The 25,464-nt window shown below is 69.5% G+C and carries 1 protein-coding gene; it reads left to right on the top strand.

Annotated elements, in window-relative coordinates; genetic code table 11:
- Window positions 1-21 precede the first annotated feature (21 nt).
- Window positions 22-25,455: a type I polyketide synthase gene (locus tag ACIQD6_RS09495; protein ID WP_401880165.1), complete on the top strand. Its 25,434-nt coding sequence runs from the start codon at window positions 22-24 to the stop codon at window positions 25,453-25,455.
- Window positions 25,456-25,464: the final 9 nt, after the last annotated feature.

Below are 25,464 nucleotides of genomic sequence, written 5' to 3'. Positions count from 1 at the left end.
CGAAGAAATGGGTGATCGGTAGTGAACACCGAGGGCAAGCTCCGCGAGTACCTGAAGCGCGTCACGGTGGATTTGCACGAGACGAGTTCGCGCCTCGCCGAAGTGGAAGAGAAGTCGCGTGAGCCGATCGCGATCGTCGGAGTGGGCTGCCGTTTCCCGGGTGGGGTGGATTCGCCGGAGGCGTTGTGGAAGCTGCTGACCGGTGGCACGGATGCGATCGGTGATTTCCCCGGAGACCGTGGCTGGGAGGTGGCCGGGGATGCCGACCCACAGGCCGGATACGCCCCGGTGGGAGGCTTCGTCACCGATGTGACGGACTTCGACGCGGGATTCTTCGGTATTTCGCCGCGTGAAGCGGTGGCGATGGATCCGCAGCAGCGACTCGCGCTGGAAACGGCGTGGGAGGCGTTGGAGCGGGCCGGGATCGACCCGGACTCGCTGCGTGGCAGCGCCACTGGTGTGTATCTCGGCACCAATGGCCAGGACTACGCCACGATGGTCGCTGACGGGCCGGTCGCCGAAGAGGGGCACACCGGAACCGGCAACGCGGCGAGCGTGATGTCCGGCCGGGTTGCCTACACGCTTGGCCTGGAAGGCCCCGCGGTGACCGTGGACACCGCGTGTTCGTCGTCGCTGGTGACGATGCACCTGGCCGCGCAGGCATTGCGCTCGGGCGAATGCTCGGTGGCGCTGGCCGGTGGCGTCACGATCATGTCCACGCCCGGGATCTTCGTGGAGTTCTCGCGGCAGGGTGGGCTGGCTCCTGACGGGCGGTGCAAGCCGTTCGCTGACGCGGCTGACGGTACCGGCTGGGGTGAAGGCGCCGGTGTGCTGGTGCTGGAACGGCTGTCCGATGCTCGGAAGCGTGGGCATCAGGTGCTGGCGGTGCTGCGTGGCAGTGCGGTGAACCAGGACGGCGCGTCGAACGGTCTGACCGCACCGAACGGCCCCTCCCAGCAGCGCGTGATCCGCGCGGCCCTGGCGAGCGCCCGGCTGACCGCGTCCGATGTGGACGTTGTCGAGGCGCACGGCACGGGGACGAAGCTCGGCGATCCGATCGAGGCGGACGCGCTGCTGGCGACCTACGGTCAGGACCGTCCGGAGTCACAGCCGTTGTGGCTGGGATCGGTGAAGTCGAACATCGGTCACACTCAGGCGGCCGCGGGCGTGGCGGGCATCATCAAGATGGTCCTGGCGATGCAGCATCGTGTGCTGCCGCGCACGCTGCATGTGGACGCGCCGTCGTCGCATGTGGACTGGTCGGCCGGTGCGGTGAGGCTGCTGACGGAAGAGGTGCCGTGGCAGGCGGATGGCCGTCGGCGGCGGGCGGGTGTCTCGTCGTTCGGTATCTCGGGTACGAACGCCCACTTGATCCTCGAAGAACCGGAACCCGAGCCGGCGACCGAGCCGACAGCCGAGCCGGAACCGGCCACCGCGGTGGTGCCGTGGTTGCTGTCGGCCAAGTCGGCGGAGGCGTTGCGGGAGCAGGCTGTCCGACTTGGTCAGTGGGTCTCTGATCAGCCGGAGGTCGATCCGGTGCTGGTCGGCCGGGCGTTGGCCACGACGCGTTCGGTGTTCGAGCATCGGGCGGTGGTAGTGGGCCGGGACCAGCAGACGCTGCTGGAGAGCTTGCAGGCGTTTGCCGAGGACCGGTCGGGCGCGGGTGTGGTGACCGGCTCGCCTGTTTCTGGGCGGCTGGCGGTGGTGTTTTCCGGTCAGGGTAGTCAACGTCCTGGTATGGGTTCGCAGTTGTCGGCTGTGTTCCCGGTGTTCGCTGAGGCTTTTGATGAGGTGTGTGCGGAGCTGGACCGGCATTTGCCGCGTCCGATCCGTGAGGTGATCGATGGTGAGCCGGGCCTGCTGGATGAAACTCTTTATACGCAGGCTGGGTTGTTTGCGGTGCAGGTGGCTCTGTACCGGCTGACGTCGTCGTGGGGTGTGTCGGCGGAGTGGGTGGCTGGGCATTCGATCGGTGAGCTGAGTGCTGCTCATGTGGCGGGTGTGTGGGATTTGGCGGATGCGGCTGCGGTGGTGGTGGCGCGTGGTCGGTTGATGCAGGAGTTGCCGTCCGGTGGGGCGATGGTGGCGTTGTCGGCGGGTGAGGCCGAGGCGCTGGAGTTGATCGGTGAGCGGGCCGAGGTTGGCTTGGCGGCGGTGAACGGTCCGGAGTCCACGGTGATTTCCGGTGACGAGAACACCGTGGAGGAGCTGGCGCAGCGGTGGCGTGACCAGGGCGGGAAGGCGCGGCGGTTGCGGGTGAGTCACGCGTTCCATTCGCCGTTGATGGAGCCGATGCTGGATTCGTTCGCGCGGGTGCTGGAGCGGGTGACGTGGCGTGAGCCGCTCATACCGGTGGTGTCCGGTACGCCGGATGCGGATGTGACGGACCCGGCTTACTGGGTTCGGCATGTGCGGGACACGGTGCGTTATCACGACGCTGTTCTCAAGCTGCGTGAACTGGGTGCGGAGCTGTTCCTGGAGGCCGGGCCGGCCGGGACGCTGAGCGCGATGGCCACGGTGGACAGCGGCGTATGGCTGCCCGCAATGCGGTCCGAACGCGACGAGCCCGAAACGGTCATATCCGCGCTGGCCGGGATCCACGCTCACGGCTCCACCGTGGACTGGTCCGAGCTGCTGGGGACAGGTACGCGCCCGGTGTCATTGCCGACGTACGCGTTCCAGCGTGAGCGGTACTGGCCCGCGGTGACCTCCCGCGCGGGGGATGTACGGGCACTGGGCCAGGGTGAGGCAGGGCATCGGCTGCTGGGCGCGGCGGTGGCGCTGGCCGGTGGGGACGCGGTGGTGCTGACCGGCCGGTTGTCGCTGCCGGCCTATCCGTGGCTCGCCGATCACGTAGTGCTGGGCTCGGTGCTCCTGCCGGGAACGGCGTTCGTGGATCTGGCCGTGCACGCCGGTGACTGGGCCGGATGCCCGGTGCTGGAGGAACTGACCCTGCAGGCCCCGTTGGTGCTCCCCGAGCAGGGCGGGGTGCAGGTGCAGATCCGGGTCGCCGAGCGCGATGAGCAGGGTCGCCGGGTGATCGGTGTCTTCTCCCGTCCCGGTGATGAGGAGGAGTGGGTCCAGCACGCCGATGGTGTGCTGAGCGCGCAGACAGCTCCCGCTCCGGTGTGGACCGGGGCTTGGCCGCCGCCGGCCGCGCGGCCGGTGCCGGTGGACGGCGTATATGAGCGCCTTGCCGGAGATGGTTACGGCTATGGGCCGGTGTTCCAGGGCGTGCGGGCGGTCTGGCGGTCCGACACTGAGGTGTTCGCCGAGGTGGCCCTGCCCGAGCGGACCGATGTGACTGGTTTCGGGGTGCACCCGGCGCTGCTGGACGCGGCCCTGCACCCGATCGGTCTGACCGCTCTCGCTCAGGAGTCCGGCGACGGCGGGGTGCGCTTGCCGTTCGCATGGAGTGGTGTGCAGTTGTTCGCCACGGGCGCGTCGGTGTTGCGCGTCAGGTTGTCGCAGCGTGAGGACGGCGGGTTCGCGGTCGCGGTGTTCGATCCGGCCGGGCAGCCGGTGTTCAGCGCCGACTCGTTGGTGCTGCGGCCGATCACCACCGATCCGGCCGCTTCGCGGGCCGGCCAGACCTCCCGGTCGTTGTTCGGAGTGGACTGGACGCCGCTCGCCGATCAGGCGAGCACCACGACGGTGGACTGGGCTTGGCACGGGCAGGCCGATGGTGAGCTGCCCGCGGTGGTGGTGGCCCAGGTCCCGGCCGCTGCCGCGGACGGGCCTGAGCCGGTCCACTCGGTGACCGCGACGGTCCTGGACTGGCTTCAGACCTGGCTGGCCGACCCGGCCACCGAGGATTCCCAGCTGCTGCTGCTCACCCGGGGCGCGACCGATGGCAGCGATCTGGCCGCCGCCGCGGTGACCGGCCTGGTGCGCTCGGCACAGTCCGAACATCCCGGCCGCTTCATCCTCCTCGACGCCGACGCCGACGCCGACGCCGACGCCGACGCCGACACCGATCTCGAAGCGCTCCTGCCCGCGGTGGTGGGTAGTGGTGAGCCGGAACTGGCGCTCCGTGCCGGCGTGTTGCACGCGCGGCGTCTGGTGCGGGCGACCGGTCAGCTGGTGGTGCCGGGTCCGGAGCGGCTGGGGTGGCGGCTGGACGTGCCCGAGCGGGGCAGTCTGGAAAATCTGGCCGTGCTGGAGAACCCGGCTGGGGAGACGCCGCTGGCGCCCGGTCAGATCCGGGTGGGTGTGCGCGCGGTCGGGCTGAACTTCCGGGACGTCCTCGTCGGCCTCGGCATGTATCCCGACCCCGACGCCTTGATGGGCGGCGAGGCGGCCGGCGTGGTGGTCGAGGTCGCTGATGATGTGGCCGGACTGGCGGTCGGTGACCGGGTGTTCGGCGTTTTCGCGGGTGCGCTGGGTCCGCTGGCGGTGACTGATCACCGGCTGGTGGCGAAGGCGCCGGAGGGGTGGTCTCTCACGCGGGCGGCGTCGGTGCCGATCGTGTTCCTGACGGCGTTCTACGCGTTGCGGGACTTGGCCGAGGTGCAGCGTGGTCAGCGGATTCTGATCCACGCCGCGGCCGGTGGCGTGGGCATGGCGGCGGTTCAGCTGGCCCGGGTCTGGGGCATGGATGTCTACGGCACCGCCAGTACCGGCAAATGGCCGGTGCTGCGTGAACAAGGCTTCGACGAGGCGCACTTGGCGTCCTCGCGGGATCTGGGCTTCCGCGACAAGTTCCAGGCCGAGACCGATGGCCAGGGTGTGGATGTGGTCCTGAACTCCCTGGCCGGTGAGTTCGTGGACGCTTCGCTGGACCTGCTCGCGCAGGGCGGCCGGTTCGTGGAGATGGGCAAGGCCGACGTACGGGACGCGGCCGCGATCGCGGCCGGGCATGGCGGCGCGGTGTATCGGGCCTTCGATGTGCTCGAGGCCGGTCCGGAGCGGATTGGCCAGATGCTGGCCGAGATCGTGGACCTGTTCGGCTCCGGGGACCTGGAGCCGCTGCCGGTGACGGTGTTCGAGGCCGCCGCCACGGTGGATGGCCTGCGGTATCTGCAGGCCGGGCGAAACGTGGGCAAGGTCGTGGTCCGGCTGCCGATGGGGTTGGACCGACGCGGCACCGTCGCGATCACCGGTGGGACCGGGGTGCTGGGCGCGATGCTGGCCCGCCATCTGGTGACCGCTTACGGGGTTGAGCACCTGCTGTTGCTGTCCCGCCGGGGTAGTGCCGCTGAGGGCGCCGACGAACTGGTCACCGAGCTGGGCGCACTGGGCGCGCAGGTGTCGGTCCGGGCGTGTGACGTGTCTGATCGTGACGCGCTGGCGGCGGTGCTTGCCGAGCATCCGGTGTCGGGTGTGGTGCATGCGGCTGGTGTGCTGGATGACGCGACGGTGGAGTCGCTGACCCCGGAGCGGCTGGCCGTGGTGCTGCGGGCAAAGGTCGACGCGGCGTGGCATCTGCACGAACTGACCCAGGAGCTGGATCTGGGTATGTTCGTGGTGTATTCGTCCGCGGCGGCCACGCTCGGGCAGGCGGGTCAGGGGAGTTACGCGGCGGCGAACGCCGCGCTGGACGCTCTGATGCAGCACCGGGTATCGACTGGTCTGGTCGGTCAGTCGTTGGCGTGGGGACTGTGGGAGCAGAGCTCGGGGATGACCGGGCGCCTGGGCGAAGCGGATCTGGCCCGGTTGACACGGACCGGTGTTCGGGCGCTGTCCGACGAGCAGGGCCTGGCGTTGTTCGACGCGGCGACGCGCCTGGAACGGCCGTTGGTGGTGGCGGCCGGGCTGGATGTGGCCACCATGCGCGCTGCCGGGGCCGCTGGGCCGCTGCTGCGCGGGCTGGCCGGAGGCTCGGCACGCCGGGCCGCGGCCACCTCCGCGGCCGGTGACGGTGAGCTGGCCGCACGGCTGGCGGCATTGTCGGTGGAAGAGCGCCAGGACATGGTGCTGGAACTGGTGCGTACCGAAGCGGCCATCGTCCTGGGGCACAGCGGAGTGGGCGCGGTGGACGCCGACGCGGCCTTCCGTGACCTGGGCTTCGATTCGCTGACCGCGGTCGAGTTGCGTAACCGGCTCACCGCCGTGACCGGGATACGACTGCCGGCGACGCTGGCCTTCGACTATCCGACTTCGCGGTCGCTGGCCGGGTTCGTACTGGCGGGGGTACTGGGTGAGCGGGCGGACGCGGCTCCCGTATCCGGGGCCGTGGTGGTCGCCGGTGCGGAGGATGACCCGATCGCGATCGTGGGGATGGGGTGCCGGTTCCCGGGCGGAGTGGATTCCCCGGAGGCACTGTGGGACCTGCTGGCCGCTGAGGGCGAGGGCGTTGTGGAGTTCCCCGCCGATCGTGGCTGGGACGTGGAGGGCCTCTACGACCCGGACCGGCTTCGACCGGGTACCACCTATGCCCGGCACGGCGCCTTCCTGGCCGAGGCGGGAATGTTCGATCCCGAGTTCTTCGGGATCACACCTCGCGAAGCCATGGCGATGGACCCGCAGCAGCGGATCGTGCTGGAAACGGCGTGGGAAGCGCTGGAACGGGCCGGGATCGTCCCGGACTCACTGCGTGGCTCGGACGCCGGCGTGTATGTGGGTGCCTCCTGGGCGGAATACGGATCAGTGCTGGCGTCAGGTTCGAATGATGTCGCCGGGCACGTGCTGACCGGTAACGCCGGAAGTGTGGCCTCGGGCCGGATCGCTTACACGCTGGGCCTGGAAGGCCCTGCGGTCACCGTGGACACGGCGTGTTCCTCTTCGCTCGTGGCGGTGCACCTGGCGGCTCAGGCGTTGCGGTCGGGCGAGTGCTCGATGGCGCTTGCCGGTGGTGTCACGGTGATGTCCACCCCCGGTGTGTTCACGGAGTTTTCGCGGCAGGGCGGGTTGGCCGCCGACGGCCGTTGCAAGCCGTTCGCCGAAGCCGCCGACGGCACCGGTTGGGGTGAGGGCGCCGGGATCGTGGTCCTGGAGCGGCTGTCCGATGCGCGCCGGCATGGGCATCAGGTGCTGGCGGTGCTGCGTGGCAGTGCGGTGAATCAGGATGGTGCGTCGAACGGTCTGACGGCGCCGAACGGTCCTTCGCAGCAGCGGGTGATTCGTGCGGCGCTGGCGAGTGCGCGGTTGTCTTCGGCCGATGTCGATGTGGTGGAGGCGCACGGCACCGGTACGCGGCTGGGTGACCCGATCGAGGCGCAGGCGCTGCTGGCGACGTACGGTCAGGACCGGCCGGAGGAGCGGCCGTTGCGGCTGGGCTCGGTGAAGTCCAACATCGGCCACACCCTGGCCGCTGCGGGCGTGGCCGGGATCATCAAGATGGTGCTGGCCATGCGCCATGGCCAGTTGCCGCGGACGCTGAATGTGGACGCGCCCTCCTCGCACGTCGACTGGTCGGCCGGATCGGTGGAGTTGCTGACCGAGTCACTGCCCTGGGAGACGGATGGTCGTCCTCGCCGGGCTGGTGTGTCGTCGTTCGGCATCTCCGGCACGAACGCTCACCTGATCCTTGAAGAACCCGATCCCGAACCGGAATCCGTATCCGAGGTTGCTGACGCCCTGCCGGGTGGGGCGGTGCCCTGGCTGCTGTCGGCGAAGTCGGCGGAGGCGCTTCAGGAGCAGGCAGTCCGGCTTGGCCGGTGGGTCACGGACCAGCCGGAGATCGATCCGGCGCTGGTGGGCCGGGCTCTGGTGACGAATCGGTCGGTGTTCGAGCATCGTGCGGTGGTCGTGGCCGAGGATCTGGCCGGACTCGTGACTGGGCTGGAGAGTTGGGCATCTTCGCCCGACGTGGTGCGGGGCGTGGCGGCGCCGGCTGGGCATGGTCCGGTGTTTGTGTTCCCGGGTCAGGGTGCGCAGTGGGTCGGTATGGGTGTGGAGTTGTGGGACACCGAGCCGGTGTTCGCTCAGTCGATGGAGCGGTGTGCGGCGGCGTTGGAGCCGTTCGTGGACTGGTCGCTTCGCGACGCTCTTGCTGACGCTGAGTTGTTGGCGCGGGTTGATGTGGTGCAGCCGGTGTCGTGGGCGGTGATGGTGTCCCTGGCTGAGCTGTGGCGCTCGGCTGGCGTGGTCCCGTCCATGGTGGTGGGTCATTCGCAGGGTGAGATCGCGGCCGCTACGGCTGCTGGTGGTCTGTCGTTGGAGGACGGCGCGCGGGTGGTCGCCTTGCGCAGTCAGGCGATTGTGGCTCTGGCCGGCTCCGGCGGAATGGTGTCGGTTCGGGCGCCACTGGCTCAGGTTGAGGAGTGGATTGCTCCGTGGGCTGACTTGTCGGTGGCTGCGGTGAACGGTCCGGCGCAGGTGGTGGTTTCGGGTGCTGCGGAGGCGTGTGACGAGTTCGTGGCCCGGCACGCCGATGATGGTGTGCGGCGGATCGCGGTGGACTACGCCTCGCATTCGGCGCAGGTTGAGGCCATCGAGCAGCAGCTGGCAGCTGATCTGGCCGGCCTGACGCCAGTGAGCGGACGGATACCGCTGCATTCCACACTGGAAGCTTCGCTGGTCGATACCGCTGGGCTTGACGGTGCGTACTGGTATCGGAATCTGCGTGAGCAGGTGCGTTTCGCCGAGGTGATCGAGTCGTTGGTGGAGGCCGGGCATCGCACCTTCGTTGAGGTGAGTGCGCATCCGGTGCTGGCGATGGCGGTCGAGCAGGCCGGCGAGGGACTGGCCGTGACTGGCACGTTGCGTCGTGATGACGGCGGCCGGAGCCGGTGGCTGCGGTCCCTGGCGACCGCTCATGTCGCCGGTGTGAAGGTCGACTGGACCGCACTGCTCGGCTCGCAGTCCGGTGCGGGATCGCTCTCCCTGCCCACGTACGCGTTCCAGCACCAGCGGTTCTGGCCCGAGATGTCGCCCCAGAGCGCCGACCGTGTAGTCGACGGTGCGGACGCGGAGTTCTGGCAGGCGGTGGAGCGTTCGGACGGCGCGGCTCTGGCCACCACCTTGAGGGTGGATGAGCATGAAGTCAGTTCGGTGCTGCCCGCGTTGTCCGCCTGGCGCCGCGAGCGGCAGGACCGACAGGCGATTGACAACTGGCGATATCGGGTGGAATGGGCGCCGCTGTCGGGCTCGCGGCCTTCGACGCTGAGTGGTTCGTGGCTGGTGTTGCACCACCCGGCCTCCGCTGAATGGGCCGGCCAGGTGGTAGGGGTGCTGGCCGATCAGGGCGCGCGACCGCTTCCGGTGGCTGTGCCCGGTGACCGTACGGTGGTCGCCGAAGCAGTGCGGTCTGCCGTGTCCGAGTCCGAAGTGGACCTGGCTGGTGTGGTGTTCCTGCCCGGCGCCGCGCCGGCGAAGGAGCTTCTGGCGGTGCTCCAGGGCCTGGAACAGACCGGGTCGACGCAGCGGTTGTGGATGCTCACCCGCGGCGCGGTCCGAGTTGACGGAGCTGACGGGTCAGGTGACCTCGAGGCGGCCGCGGCGTGGGGCCTGGGCCGGGTGGCGGCGCTGGAGTACCCGACGTGGTGGGGTGGGCTGATCGATCTGCCGCCCGCCGATGCCGAAGCCGCGCTCGACGAGGTGATCTGGCGGCGTTGCTGCGCGGTGCTGGCCGGGTGGGACGACGAGGACCAGGTCGCGGTACGCGCCAGCGGCGTATACGGACGTCGGCTCGTGCCCGCCCCTGACTCCGGGCAGCCGTGGGTTCCGGCGGGCACTGTCCTGGTCACCGGTGGCACCGGTGGACTGGGTGGCCAGGTCGCGCGCTGGCTGGCCGACCAGGGCGTCGAGCACATCGTGCTGACCTCGCGGCGCGGTACGCAGGCGCCCGGCGCGGCAGAGCTTGTGGACGAGCTGACTGCCGGGGACCGGGTGCGGGTCACCGTTCTGGGCTGTGATGTGGCCGACCCGGACGGCCTGGCCACGGCTCTGTCCGGCGTGGGGCGGATCGATGCGGTGGTCCACGCGGCCGGTGTCGGTGAGCTGACCTCGATCGCGCAGACCGATCCGGACGCGGTGGACCAGGTCCTGGCGGCGAAGGTGGCCGGGACGCTGAATCTGCACCGACTGCTGGTGCAGGACACCGAGCATCCGCTGGACGCGTTTGTGCTGTTCGCCTCGGGCGCCGGCGTGTGGGGCGGTGGCGGGCAGGGGATGTACGCGGCGGCCAACGCGTTCCTCGATGCCTACGCCCTCCAGGAGCGTGTTGCCGGGCGCGCGGTGACGAGCGTGTCCTGGGGCCTGTGGGCCGGGCCGGGAATGGCTGGTTCACAGGAGAGCCAAGCCATGCAGCGGCGCGGGGTCCGGCCGATGGATCCGCAGCGGGCGCTGCGCGCCCTGGCCGAGGCGGTGGGCCGGGGTGAGGCGTGTGTGACGGTGACCGACATGGACTGGTCCCGCTTCGCCGCGGCGTTCACTTCCGCGCGGCCCAGTCCGCTGCTGGGCCAGATTCCGCAGGTGCGGGCTCTCGTGGCCGAGACGGACTCGGCGAGGGACGAGGACAGCGCCCTGGCCGCCCGGCTGCGGGAGTTGCCGGAGGGCCGGCGCCGGCAGACTGTGCACGAGATGGTGTTGGCTCATGCGGCCGTGGTGCTGGGGCATGGCACCGCGGACGGGCTCGGATCCGGTCAGGCGTTCCGTGACCTGGGCTTCGATTCCGTGACCGCGGTCGAGCTGCGCAACCGGTTGGTGGAGGCAACGGGGCTTTCGCTGCCGGCGACGTTGGTGTTCGACTACCCGAACGCGGCTGTGCTGACGGACTTCCTGCTGGAAGAACTGATCGGAGCCGAGGCGGCGACGTCCGCGCCGGTGGCGGCCGCGGTGCTGGACGAGCCCGTCGCGATCGTGGGTGTGGGATGTAGTTTCCCCGGCGGAGTGGACTCGCCCGAGGCACTGTGGGAGTTGCTGACCGAGGGCACGGACGCGATCGGCGCATTCCCCGGGAACCGCGGCTGGGATGTAGCCGGACTCGACGACCCGCAGGCCGATTACGCACGTGTGGGCGGGTTTGTGCCCGAAGTCACCGATTTCGACGCGCGATTCTTCGGTATTTCGCCGCGTGAGGCGGTGGCGATGGATCCCCAGCAGCGTCTGGTGCTGCAAACGTCGTGGGAAGCGCTGGAGCGGGCCGGCATCGCCGCGGATTCGCTGCGAGGTTCGGACACCGGCGTGTATATGGGTGTCGGTGGGTCGGAGTACGGGTCGGTGCTGGCGTCCGGATCCCATGGCACCGAGGGGCATTCGCTGACCGGCAACGCCGTGAGTGTGATGTCCGGGCGTGTTTCCTACACCCTGGGACTGGAAGGCCCGGCGGTGTCGGTGGACACGGCCTGTTCCTCGTCGCTGGTGGCGGTGCATCTGGCCGCACAGGCGCTGCGGTCGGGCGAGTGCTCGATGGCACTCGCCGGTGGCGTCACGGTGATGTCCACCCCCGGTGTGTTCGCGGAGTTCTCCCGGCAGGGCGGGTTGGCCGCCGACGGCCGTTGTAAGCCGTTCGCCGATGCGGCGGACGGAACAGGCTGGGGTGAAGGCGCCGGAATCCTGGTTCTTGAGCGGTTGTCGGATGCGCGGCGGCGTGGGCACCAGGTGCTGGCGGTGCTGCGCGGTAGCGCGGTGAATCAGGATGGTGCGTCGAACGGTCTGACGGCGCCGAACGGTCCTTCACAACAGCGTGTGATTCGCGCGGCGTTGGCCAGCGCTCGGCTGTCGCCGGGTGAGGTCGATGTGGTCGAGGCGCACGGCACCGGCACCAAACTCGGCGACCCGATCGAAGCGCAGGCCCTCCTGGCCACGTACGGTCAGGACCGCCCCCAGGACCAGCCGTTGTGGCTGGGTTCGGTGAAGTCGAACATCGGTCACACCCAGTCCGCCGCCGGCGTGGCCGGGATCATCAAGATGGTGCTGGCGATGCGGCATGGCGTTCTGCCGCGGACGTTGCATGTGGACGCGCCGTCGTCGCACGTGGACTGGTCGGCCGGAGCGGTACGGCTGCTGACCGAGGCCGTGCCGTGGGAGCCCGATGGCCGTCCGCGGCGGGCGGGCGTGTCGGCGTTCGGTATTTCCGGCACGAACGCGCACCTGATCTTCGAAGAGGCGGAGCCCGAACCGGAGTTGGTGTCGGCCACGGAGCCGGACGAGGTTCCGGGTGGGATGGTGCCCTGGCTGCTGTCGGCCAGGTCGTCGGACGCGCTGCGGGACCAGGCTGTCCGGCTGGTCCGGTGGGCCGCTGACCAGCCGGAGACCGATCCGGCGGTGGTGGCTCGCGCGTTGGCCACGAGCCGGTCGGTGTTCGAGCATCGTGCCGTGGTTCTGGGCCGGGACGGGCAGGAGCTGATGGACGGCCTGCGCACGCTGGCCGAAGGCCGACCGGGTGCGGGCGTGCGCACCGGATCGGCGGGCTCCGGGCGGCCGGCGATGGTGTTCTCCGGTCAGGGCAGTCAACGGTTCGGTATGGCGGCGGAGCTGTGTGCGTCGTTCCCCGTGTTCGCCGAAGCCTTTGACGAGGTGTGTACGGAGCTGGACCGGCATCTGCCGCGTCCGATCCGAGAGGTGATCAACGGTGAACCGGACCTGTTGAACGAGACGGTGTTCACCCAGGCCGGCTTGTTCGCCGTGCAGGTCGCTCTGTACCGGCTGACGACGTCGTGGGGTGTGTCGCCGGAGTGGGTGGCAGGGCATTCGATCGGTGAGCTGAGTGCCGCGTATGTGGCGGGTGTGTGGAGCCTGGCGGACGCGGCGGTGGTGGTGACCGCGCGGGGCCGGCTGATGCAGGAGTTGCCCGCGGGCGGCGCGATGGCCGCCCTCTCGGCGAGTGAGGCCGAGGCGCTGGAACTGATCGGTGAGTGCGACACCGTGGGGCTGGCCGCGGTGAACGGTCCGGCCTCGACCGTGGTTTCCGGTGACGAGGATGTGGTGCTGGAGCTGGCGGAGAAGTGGCGACAGCAGGGCGGCAAGGCACGACGCCTGCGGGTCAGCCACGCGTTCCACTCCCCGTTGATGGAACCCATGCTGGCTTCGTTCGCGCAGGTCCTGGAGGGCGTGTCCTGGCGGGAACCACAGTTCCCCGTGGTGTCCGGAACCCCGGACGCGGATGTGACGGACCCGGCCTACTGGGTGCGGCATCTCCGGGACACGGTGCGTTACCACGACACCGTCCTGAAGCTGCGGGACCAGGGAGCGGACCTCTTCCTGGAGATCGGGCCCGACGGCACGTTGAGCGCGATGGCCACGGCGGACAGTGGTGTCTGGATCCCGGCGTTGCGGGCCGACCGTGACGAGCCGGAGACAGTGGTGACCGCGCTGGCCGGCGTACACGCCCATGGCTCCACCGTGGACTGGACCGCGCTGCTCGGCGCTCAGGGTTCCAGTCCGGTGTCGTTGCCGACGTACGCGTTCCAGCGGGAGCGGCACTGGCCTCGGGTGACCCGCCGCGCCGGGGACGTGCGCGCGCTGGGCCTGGGCGAATCCGCTCACGGGTTGCTGGGTGCGGTGGTGTCTCTGGCCGGGGGCGATGCCCTGGTGCTGACCGGGCGCCTGTCACTGGCGTCGTATCCGTGGCTGGCTGATCACGCGGTGCTGGGCTCGGTGCTGCTGCCGGGAACGGCGTTCGTGGACCTGGCCGTACACGCCGGTGATCGCGCCGGCTGTCCGGTCGTGGAAGAACTGACCCTTCAGGCTCCGCTGCTGTTGCCTGAACAAGGTGGGGTGCAGGTTCAGGTGCGGGTCGCCGAGCCTGACGAGCAGGGGCGCCGGGCGGTTGCGATCCTCTCTCGTGTCGACGATGACGACGAGTGGGTGCGGCACGCCGATGGTGTGCTGAGTCCACAGGACGTCACAGCTCCGGTGTGGACCGGCGCCTGGCCGCCGCCGGACGCGCGGCCGGTGCCGGTGGACGACCGGTACGAGCGCCTGGCCGAAGACGGCTACAACTACGGTCCGGTCTTCCAGGGGCTCCGCGCGGCTTGGCAGTCAGGGACCGATGTCTTCGCCGAGGTGGCACTGCCCGAGCACACCGAGGTGGACAGCTTCGGGATACACCCGGCGCTGCTGGACGCCGCCCTCCATCCGATCGGTCTCACCGCCTCGGCGCGGCCGAGCGAAGGCGTGAGCTTGCCGTTCGCGTGGAATGACGTTCGCCTGCACGCCACCGGTGCGTCGGTGCTGCGTGTGAGGTTGTCCCACCGTGAGGACGGCGGGGTCGGGGTCGAGGCGTACGATCCGGCCGGGCAGCCGGTGTTCAGCGCGGAGTCCTTGCGGATGCGCCCGATCACCGCGGACCTGGCGTCCGGGGCCGGCGAGTCGGCCAGGTCGTTGTTCGGAGTGGACTGGGTTCCGCTGACCGATCCCGGTACCACCACGGAGGTGGACTGGGCCTGGCACGGCCAGATCGAGGGCGATGTGCCCTCGGTGGTGGTGGCTCAGGTCCCGACCGGCTACGGCGAGGGCCCGGAATGGGTGCACGCGGTCACCTCGACGGTTCTGGGCTGGCTGCAGACCTGGTTGGCCGACTCGGCCAACCAGGATTCCCAGTTGCTGCTGGTCACCCGGGGCGCGCTCGACGGCAGCGATCTGGCCGCCGCCGCGGTGACCGGCCTGGTGCGTTCGGCACAGTCGGAGCACCCCGGACGTTTCGTCCTCCTGGACCTCGACACCGACCTGGATCTCGATGCCGTGCTGCCCACGGTGCTGGGAAGCGGTGAGCCGGAACTCGCCGTACGGGACGGAGCGCTGGCCGTGCGGCGCCTGGTGCGGGCCGCGGGCGGCAGGCAGGCGGCGGTGGCACCGGACCGGCTGGCTGAGGGCACCGTCGTGATCACCGGTGGTACTGGCGGCTTGGGCGCGCTGTTGGCCCGGCATCTGGTGACCGCTTACGACGTCGGGCATCTGCTGTTGCTGTCGCGGCGGGGCATGGACGCTCCCGGGGCGGCTGAGCTGGCTGCCGAGTTGGGCTCGCGGGTGTCGATTGAGGCCTGTGATGTGTCTGATCGTGACGCGTTGGCGGCGGTGCTCGCCGAGCGTTCGGTGTCGGGTGTGGTGCATGCGGCTGGTGTGCTGGATGACGCGACGGTGGAGTCGCTGACCCCGGAGCGGCTGGCCGTGGTGCTACGGGCGAAGGTCGATGCGGCATGGCATCTGCACGAACTGACCCGGGATCAGGATCCGGGGTTGTTCGTGGTGTATTCCTCCGCGGCGGCCACGCTCGGCTCGGCCGGGCAGGGAAGCTATGCGGCGGCGAACGCCACGCTGGACGCGCTGGTGGAGTTCCGGCGGTCCGCGGGGCTGGCCGGGCACTCGCTGGCCTGGGGACTGTGGGCGCAGCGCTCGGGAATGACCGGGGCGCTGGACGAGGTCGACCTGGCAAGGATGAACCGAGCCGGTCTCCAGGCTCTGTCGGATGAGCAGGGCTTGGGGCTGTTCGACACCGCGGTGCGCCTGGACCGGTCTCTGGTAGTGGCGGCGCGGCTGGATATGGCGAATATGCGAGCTGCCGGGGCGGACTCCCGGCTCTTGCGCGGCCTGATCGGAGGCTCGGCGCGCCGTACCGCTGCCAAGGTTCTCGCCGGTGGTGGCGAGTTGGCCGACCGACTGGCGGCGCTGACCGTGGAGGAACGCCACGGCACGGTGCTTGAGTTGGTGCGTACTCAGGCTGCGAACGTCCTCGGCCACGCCACAGCCGGCGGGGTCGATGCTGATGCGGCTTTCCGCGATCTGGGTTTCGATTCGCTGACCGCGGTCGAACTGCGCAACCGGCTCACGGCCGTAACCGATCTACGGCTCCCGGCGACGCTGGTCTTCGACTACCCGACCGCGTCCGTGCTGGCCGAGTTCGTGCTGGCGGAGCTCGTCGGGACCGGCACCGACGCTTCGAATGCGGCGCCGGTGGCGGCGGTGGTGGATGAGCCGATCGCGATTGTCGGGATGGGGTGTCGTTTCCCGGGTGGGGTGGATTCGCCCGAGGCTTTGTGGCAGATGCTGGCCGCCGGTGGTGAGGGAGTGGCGGAGTTTCCGCCTGACCGGGGCTGGGACGTGGAGGGGCTGTATGACCCTGAGCGTCTTCGTCCTGGTACGAGTTACACCAAGCACGGTGGTTTCTTGCTGGGTGCGGCGGAGTTCGACGCGGGGTTCTTCGGTATTTCGCCGCGTGAGGCGGTGGGGATGGATCCGCAGCAGCGGATCGTTCTGGAGACGGCGTGGGAGGCTCTGGAGCGGGCGGGGATCGTGCCGGATTCCCTCCGTGGCTCGGACACCGGTGTGTACGTCGGCCTGATGTACCACGACTATGCGACCCAAACGGCGATGAATCCGGCCGAGAGCGAAGGATTCGGCAGTACCGGCAATTCCGGAAGCGTGGCCTCCGGCCGGATCGCCTACACGCTGGGCCTGGAAGGTCCCGCGGTCACCGTGGACACGGCGTGTTCTTCTTCGCTCGTGACGGTGCACCTGGCCGCCCAGGCTCTGCGGTCGGGTGAGTGCTCGATGGCACTCGCCGGTGGCGTCACGGTGATGTCCACCCCAGCGGTGTTCACGGAGTTCTCCCGCCAGGGCGCACTGGCCGTCGATGGCCGGTGCAAGCCGTTCGCGGATGCCGCGAATGGCACTGGTTGGGGTGAGGGCGCCGGAGTCCTGGTTCTTGAGCGGTTGTCGGATGCGCGCCGGCAGGGGCATCAGGTGCTGGCGGTGCTGCGTGGTAGCGCGGTGAATCAGGACGGTGCGTCGAATGGTCTGACGGCGCCGAACGGTCCTTCGCAGCAGCGGGTGATTCGGGCGGCGTTGGCGAGTGCGCGGTTGTCCCCGGCCGACGTCGATGTGGTGGAGGCGCACGGTACGGGGACGAAGCTCGGCGACCCGATCGAGGCGCAGGCGCTGCTGGCGACGTACGGTCAGGACCGGCCGGAGGACCGGCCGTTGTGGCTGGGTTCGGTGAAGTCCAACCTCGGACACACTCAGGCGGCCGCGGGTGTGGCGGGGATTATGAAGATGGTGCTGGCCATGCGGCATGGTCTGCTGCCGCGGACGTTGCATGTGGACGCGCCGTCGTCGCAGGTGGACTGGTCGGCCGGTGCGGTGGAGTTGCTGACCGAGCCCGTTCCCTGGCAGGCCGCTGATCGTCCTCGCCGGGCGGGTGTGTCGTCGTTCGGTATCTCCGGCACGAACGCTCACCTGATCCTTGAAGAAGCTGAGCGCGTGCCGGCTGCGGAGGTCGATGACGCCGCTGAGAGTGGGCCGGTGCCGTGGTTGCTGTCGGCGAAGTCGGCGGAGGCGTTGCGGGAGCAGGCTGTCCGGTTGAGTCGGTGGGTCACTGACCGGCCGGGGATTGATCCGGTGCTGGTGGGTAGGGCGTTGGCCACGAGCCGGTCTGTGTTTGAGCATCGTGCGGTGGTGGTGGCCGAGGATCTGGCCGGGTTTGTGACCGGGCTGCAGGATGTGGAGACCTCCACGGCGGTGGTGCACGGTACGGCGGCGCCGACCGTCCTGGGGCCGGTGTTCGTGTTCCCGGGGCAGGGCGCGCAGTGGGTCGGTATGGGTGTGGAGTTGTGGGACACCGAGCCGGTGTTCGCACAGTCGATGGAGCGGTGCGCGGCGGCGTTGGAGCCGTTCGTGGACTGGTCGTTGCGTGACGCTCTTGCTGACGCTGAGTTGTTGGCGCGGGTTGATGTGGTGCAGCCGGTGTCGTGGGCGGTGATGGTGTCCCTGGCTGAGCTGTGGAGCTCGGCCGGTGTGGTCCCGTCCATGGTGGTGGGTCATTCGCAGGGTGAGATTGCCGCGGCGACGGTGTCTGGTGGTCTGTCGTTGGAGGACGGCGCGCGGGTGGTCGCCTTGCGCAGTCAGGCGATTGTGGCTTTGGCGGGTTCCGGTGGAATGGTGTCGGTTCGTGCCACGCTGGCTCAGGTGGAGGAGTGGATCGCCCCGTGGGCCGATGCTCTCTCCGTGGCTGCGGTGAACGGTCCGGCGCAGGTCGTGGTCTCCGGTGCTGCGGAGGCGTGTGACGAGTTCGTGGCCCGGCATGCCGATGATGGTGTGCGGCGGATCGCGGTGGATTATGCGTCGCATTCGGCTCAGGTGGAGGCGATCGAGGCGCGGTTGGCTGAGGATCTGGCCGGGCTGGAGCCGACGAGCAGCCAGGTGCCGTTCCATTCCACGCTGGAGGCTGCCCTGGTCGATACGGCGGGGCTTGATGGTGGGTATTGGTATCGGAATCTGCGTGAGCAGGTCCGTTTCGCCGAGGTGATCGAGTCGCTGGTGGCAGCCGGGCACCGCACCTTCGTCGAGGTGAGTGCGCATCCGGTCCTCGCGATGGCGGTCGAGCAGGCCGGTGAGGATCTGACGGTGACCGGTACGTTGCGTCGTGATGACGGCGGCCGGAGTCGTTGGCTGCGGTCACTGGCGACCGCTCATGTCGCCGGCGTGAAGGTCGACTGGACCGCACAACTCGGTGACGCGGGAAGCGTCATGGACCTGCCGACGTACGCCTTCCAGCGGGAGCGGTTCTGGCCTTCAGCCATCCACCGGGCCGGGGATGTGCAGGCTCTGGGGCAGGGCGAGTCCGGTCACCCGCTGCTCGGTGCCGTCGTGACGCTGGCTGGTGAGGACAAGGTGCTCCTGACCGGGCGGTTGTCTCTGTCCGCGTATCCGTGGCTGGCCGATCATGCGGTGCTGGGCTCGGTGTTGCTGCCGGGTACGGCTTTGGTGGATCTGGCGGTGCACGCCGGTGACCGGGCCGGCTGTCCGGTGCTGGAGGAGCTGACGCTTCAGGCTCCGTTGGTGCTGCCCGAGCAGGGCGGCATACGGGTTCAGGTGCGGGTCGCCGAGCTTGATGAAAAGGGTCGCCGGACGGTGGAGATCTTCTCCCGTCACGGCGACGAGGACGAATGGGTTCAGCACGCCGACGGCGTGCTGAACGACCAGGCCGCCCCTGCTCCCCTGTGGACCGGTTCCTGGCCACCGGCGGATGCGCGACCAGTGCCGCTGGACGGCGTGTATGAGCGCCTGGCCGAGGACGGCTATGGCTACGGGCCGGTGTTCCAGGGAATGCGTACGGTCTGGCAATCCGGCACCGATGTCTTCGCCGAGGTCGCGCTGCCCGAGCAGACCGAAGTAGGCGGTTTCGGGGTACACCCGGCGTTGCTGGACGCGGCTCTGCACCCGATCGGACTGACTGCGCTGACGCAGTCGAGCGAAGACGGCGTCCGGTTGCCGTTCGCGTGGAGTGGCGTCCAATTGCACGCCACGGACGCGGTGATGTTGCGAGTGCGGTTGTCCTCGCGGCAGGACGGCGGGGTCGCGGTCGCCGTGTTCGACCCGGCCGGGCAGCCGGTGTTCAGCGCCGAGTCGCTGATGCTGCGTCCGATCACCACCGACCTGCCTTCCGCCGGTGCGGGGGAGACGGCTCGGTCGCTGTTCGGGGTGGACTGGCTGCCGCTGACTTTCCCGGACACCACCGAAGTGGTGGACTGGTCCTGGTACGAGCACGTCGGTGCCGATGTGCCCTCGGTGGTGGTGGCCCGGGTCCCGGCTGCTGTCGGCGAGGGTCCGGAGTCGGTGCACGCGGTGACGGCGACGGTGCTGGACTGGCTTCAGACCTGGCTGGCCGACGAGGCCACCGAGGATTCCCGGCTTCTGCTGCTCACCCAGGGCGCCGCGGATGGCAGTGATCTGGCCGCGGCCGCGGTGACCGGTCTGGTGCGTTCGGCGCAGTCGGAGCACCCGGGCCGTCTCATCCTCCTGGACGCCGAACCCGGCACCGATCTCGATGCCGTCCTGCCTGCCGTGGTGGGCAGTGGTGAGCCGGAGCTCGCGCTGTGCGCGGGTGTGTTGAGTGTGCGGCGTCTGGTGCGGGCTGCTGGTGCTGGTCAGCCGGTGCCGGATCGGGTGGCTGAGGGCACGGTGGTGATCACCGGCGGGACCGGTGTGCTGGGGGCCATGCTGGCCCGGCACCTGGTGACCGTTCACGGAGTCAGGGACCTGTTGCTGCTCTCACGCCGGGGCATGGACGCTCCGGGCGCGGATGAGCTGGCCGCTGAACTGGATGAGTTGGGCGCGCGGGTGTCGATCCGGGCCTGCGATGCGTCTGATCGTGACGCGCTGGCGGCAGTGCTTGCCGATGGTTCGGTGTCGGGTGTGGTGCACGCGGCTGGTGTGCTGGATGACGCGACGGTGGAGTCGCTGACGTCGGAGCGGCTGGCCGTGGTGCTGCGGGCGAAGGTCGATGCGGCATGGCATCTGCACGAACTGACCCGGGACAAGGACCTGGGGCTGTTCGTGGTGTACTCCTCCGCGGCGGCGACGCTTGGTTCGGCGGGTCAGGGGAGTTATGCGGCGGCGAACGCCGCGTTGGACGCGCTGGTGGAGCAGCGGTGTTCGGCGGGGCTGGCCGGTCAGTCGCTGGCGTGGGGGTTGTGGGAGCAGAGCTCGGGAATGACCGGGGAGCTCGACGCGATGGACCTGGCGAGGCTGGCCCGGACCGGGGTTCGTGCGTTGTCCGATGAGCAGGGCTTGGCGTTGTTCGACGCGGCGGTGCGCCTGGAGCGGTCGCTGGTGGTGGCGGCGCGGCTGGATGTGGCGGCGATGCGAACGGCCGGAACCACTGGGCCGTTGCTGCGGCTGCTGGCCGGGGGCCCGGCACGCCGGGCCGCCGCCACAGCTTCCGCCGGTGAGGGCGAACTGGCCGCTCAGCTGGTCGCAATGCCGGTGGAGGAACGCCACGGCAAGGTGCTGGAGCTGGTGCGTGCTCAAGCGGCCACGGTGCTGGGCCACACCGCCGGCGAAAGCGTCGATGCCGACGCGGCCTTCCGCGATCTGGGCTTCGACTCACTGACCGCCGTCGAACTACGCAACCGCCTCACGGCCGTAACCGATCTACGGCTCCCGGCGACGCTGGTCTTCGACTACCCGACCGCCTCTGTGCTTGCGGAGTTCGTGCTGGACGAGCTCCTCGGAAGGGGAGCCAAGGCGCCGGTCGCGGTCTCGGTGGCGGCGATCGATGAGCCGATCGCGATCGTGGGCATGGGGTGTCGATTCCCGGGCGGAGTGGATTCCCCGGAGGCGTTGTGGGAGTTGCTGCGCGGGGGTACGGACGCGATGGGTGGACTGCCCGGCGATCGTGGCTGGGATGTTGCCGGGCTGGGTGATTTCGCCCGGGTGGGCGGATTCGTGACCGATGCGGCCGAGTTCGATGCCGGGTTCTTCGGTATTTCGCCGCGTGAGGCGGTGGCGATGGATCCGCAGCAGCGGCTCGTGCTGGAGGCGTCGTGGGAGGCGTTGGAGCGAGCCGGGATCGTGCCGGATTCGCTGCGTGGCAGTGCGACCGGTGTGTATCTCGGGTTGATGTATCACGACTACGCGACTCAGACAGCCTTGAATCCGGGCGACAGCGACGGGTTCAGTGGCACCGGCAGCTCCGGGAGCGTGGCTTCGGGCCGAGTGGCCTACACACTGGGCCTGGAAGGCCCCGCCGTGACCGTGGACACCGCTTGTTCCTCCTCTTTGGTGACGGTGCACCTGGCCGCGCAGGCGCTGCGGTCCGGTGAGTGTTCGTTGGCGCTCGCCGGTGGTGTCACGGTGATGTCCAGCCCAGGAGTGTTCACGGAGTTCTCCCGGCAAGGCGGCATGGCCACTGATGGCCGCTGTAAGCCGTTCGCCGATGCGGCGGATGGGACAGGCTGGGGTGAGGGCACCGGAATCCTGGTTCTTGAGCGGTTGTCGGATGCCCGGCGGCAGGGGCATCAGGTGCTGGCGGTGCTGCGTGGTAGCGCGGTGAATCAGGATGGTGCGTCGAACGGTCTGACGGCGCCGAACGGTCCCTCACAACAGCGGGTGATTCGCGCGGCGTTGGCCAGCGCTCGGCTGTCGCCGGGTGAGGTCGATGTGGTGGAGGCACACGGCACCGGAACGAAGCTGGGCGACCCGATCGAGGCGCAGGCGCTGCTGGCGACCTATGGTCAGGACCGGCCGGAGGACCGGCCGTTGTGGTTGGGTTCGGTGAAGTCGAACATCGGTCATACCCAGGCGGCCGCGGGTGTGGCGGGCATCATGAAGATGGTGCTGGCGATGCGGCATGGTCTGCTGCCGCGGACGTTGCATGTGGACGCGCCGTCGTCTCATGTGGACTGGTCGGCCGGTGCGGTGGAACTGCTCACCGAGTCACTGCCCTGGGAGACCGATGGCCGTCCTCGCCGGGCTGGTGTGTCGTCGTTCGGTATCTCCGGCACGAACGCTCATGTGATTCTCGAAGAAGCTGAGCTCGTGTCGGCTGCCGAGGTCGATGACGCCGCTGAGAGTGGTGTGGTGCCGTGGTTGTTGTCGGCGAAGTCGGCGGAGGCGTTGCGGGAGCAGGCTGTCCGGTTGGGCCGGTGGGTCACTGACCGGCCGGGGATCGATCCGGTGCTGGTGGGCCGGGCGTTGGCCACGAGCCGGTCGGTGTTCGAGCATCGTGCGGTGGTGGTGGCCGAGGATCTGGCCGGGTTCGCGTCCGGGCTGGAGAGCTGGGAGTCCTCGTCTGCGGTGGTGCACGGTGTTGCGGCGCCGACTGGGCTGGGTCCGGTGTTTGTGTTCCCGGGTCAGGGTGCGCAGTGGGTCGGTATGGGTGTGGAGTTGTGGGACTCCGAGCCGGTGTTCGCGGAGTGGATGGAGCGGTGTGCGGCGGCGTTGGAGCCGTTCGTGGACTGGTCGCTTCGCGACGCTCTTGCTGACGCTGAGTTGTTGGCGCGGGTTGATGTGGTGCAGCCGGTGTCGTGGGCGGTGATGGTGTCCCTGGCTGAGCTGTGGAGCTCGGCCGGTGTGGTCCCGTCCGTGGTGGTGGGTCACTCGCAGGGCGAGATTGCCGCGGCGACGGTGTCTGGTGGGCTGTCGTTGGAGGACGGCGCGCGGGTGGTCGCCTTGCGCAGTCAGGCGATTGTGGCTTTGGCGGGTTCCGGCGGAATGGTGTCGGTTCGCGCTACCTTGGCTCAGGTTGAGGAGTGGATCGCCCCATGGGCCGACGCTCTCTCCGTAGCGGCGGTGAACGGCCCGGCGCAGGTCGTGGTCTCCGGAGCGGCGGAGGCGTGCGACGAGTTCGTGGCCCGGCACGCCGATGATGATGTGCGGCGGATCGCGGTGGACTACGCCTCGCATTCGGCTCAAGTGGAGGCGATCGAGGCGCGGTTGGCTGAGGATCTGGCCGGCCTCACGCCAATCAGCGGTCGGATACCGCTGCATTCCACGCTGGAGGCCGCGCTGGTCGACACCGCGGAGCTTGACGGTGCGTACTGGTATCGGAATCTGCGTGAGCAGGTGCGTTTCGCCGAGGTGATCGAGTCGCTGGTGGCGGCCGGGCATCGCACCTTCGTCGAGGTGAGTGCGCATCCGGTCCTCGCGATGGCGGTCGAGCAGGCCGGTGAGGATCTGACGGTGACCGGGACGTTGCGTCGTGATGACGGCGGCCGGGGCCGGTGGCTGCGGTCACTGGCGACCGCTCATGTCGCCGGTGTGAAGGTCGACTGGACCGCACAACTCGGTGACGCGGGCCGCGTCATGGACCTGCCGACGTACGCCTTCCAGCGGGAGCGGTTCTGGCCCGAGACGATGCGGCAGGCCACCGGAAGTGTGGTCGACGGCCTCGATGTGGAGTTCTGGGAGGCCGTGGAGCGGAACGACGCGTCGGCGGTGCTGCCGGTTCTGGCGTCGCTCCGGCAGCGGCAGGCGCGTTCGGCGGTGGATCGGTGGCGGTATCAGGTCGCGTGGTCGTCGCTGCCGGAGAAGTCCGGTGACCTGCTCGGCGGCGAGTGGGCGGTGCTGGCAGCCGAGGGTTCTGGTGACGATGTCGCGGCCGGGTTGACGTCGGCGGGTGCCAAGGTCGTGCGCATCGATCTCGATCAGGTCGGCGAGCGGCAACTGCCGGAGGCCGGATCGCTGGCTGGTGCGGTCGTCGTGGCCGGTGAGGGCCGCGAATGCGCGGCGCAGCTGCTCGCGATCGCTCAGGCATGGAGTTCGGTGCCGCTGTGGGTGCTGACCCGAGGAGCGGTCAGCGTGGCGGAGCACGATCCGGTGGTGAATGCCTGGCAGGGACAGGTGTGGGGCCTGGGACGGGTGATTGGTTCCGAGCAGCCTGCGAGCTGGGGTGGTCTGATCGACCTTCCCGTCGAAAGCGACATGTCGCAGGAGACTCTGTGGCGGCGGTGCTGTTCGGTGCTGGCGGCCGGCGACGAGAACCAGGTGGCGGTCCGTGCTGACGGTGTGTACGGGATGCGGTTGCGGCGTGCCCCGATCGCTGTCGCCGAGGGCTGGCGGCCGTCGGGGACGGTCCTGGTGACCGGCGGAACGGGTGCGTTGGGTGCGCGGGTGTCGCGCTGGCTGGTCGACCGCGGCGCGGAGCACTTGGTGCTGGTGAGCCGCCGGGGTATGGCTGCCCCGGGCGCGCAAGAGCTGGCGGCGGAGTTGTCGGCCGCCGGTGCGGGCGTGGAGGTGGTGGCATGCGATGTCGCTGATCGTGACGCGATGGCCGAGGTCCTGGCCGCTGTTCCGGAGCAGTTCCCCCTGACCGGCGTCGTGCATACCGCGGGCGTCCTCGACGACGGTGTGCTCGGTTCGTTGACACCGCAGCGGCTGGATGGGGTGGCCGCGCCCAAGGTCGATGCGGTGCTGACGCTGGATGAGCTCACCGCGGGCATGGATTTGCAGGCGTTCGTGGTGTTCTCTTCGGCGGCCGCGTTGCTCGGTTCGCCGGGGCAGGGCAACTATGCGGCGGCCAACGGCTTCCTTGACGCCTATGCGCAGATGCGGCGGGCACAGGGCGCGCCGATGGTCTCGGTGGCCTGGGGTGCCTGGGCGGGTGCGGGACTCGCCGATACCGAGTTGGTCCAGTCTCGTCAACGTCGCGCCGGTGTCGGGGCGATGGATCCGGCGGTGGCGGTGACGGCTCTGGAACACGCCCTCGGCGAGGGTTATGTGGCGGTTGTCGACGTGGACTGGCGCCGGGTACTGGAGTTGGGCGCTGGTGGTGGCGCGTGGCTGACAGATCTGCCCGACGCGAAAGCGGTCGTCGCGGACCTGGCCGACCAGGACTCTTCGTGGGCCAAGGGCCTGCGCGGTGCCCCGGCGGGCCGCAGGGCGTCGATGGTGCTGGCGATGGTCCGCGAGCAGGCCGCGGTGGTGCTCGGTCATACCGGTGCGGGCAGGGTCGACGAGGGCGCTGCGTTCCGCTCGCTGGGCTTCGACTCGTTGACCGCGGTCGAGTTGCGTAATCGGCTGGCAACGGTGACGGGTCTGTCGTTGCCGGCCGGGCTGGTGTTCGATCACCCGACTCCGGCCGCGCTCTCCGAACACCTCCTCGGCGAAATCGTCCAGGGCGAACCCGCGGAGGAACTGCCGCTTCTCACGCAGTTCGACACACTGCAGTCGCGGCTGGCCGCGCTGGACGCCGACAGCGACCTGCGCACCACTCTCGTCGCCAGGATTCGAGGACTCGCAGCCAGCCTGGAAAACCCACGCGGGAATGGAACGTCGGCACTCGCCGAAAAGCTCAACGTTGCCGACCGCGACGAAATCCTCGACTTCATCGAGAACGATCTCGGATTGTCGTAAGCAGATCCC

The sequence above is a fragment of the Streptomyces sp. NPDC088400 genome (assembly GCF_044753355.1).
In the GTDB taxonomy this organism is placed as follows: domain Bacteria; phylum Actinomycetota; class Actinomycetes; order Streptomycetales; family Streptomycetaceae; genus Streptomyces.
Note: the sequence above shows the minus strand (reverse complement) of the source record. Positions and strands in the feature narration are given on the sequence as shown.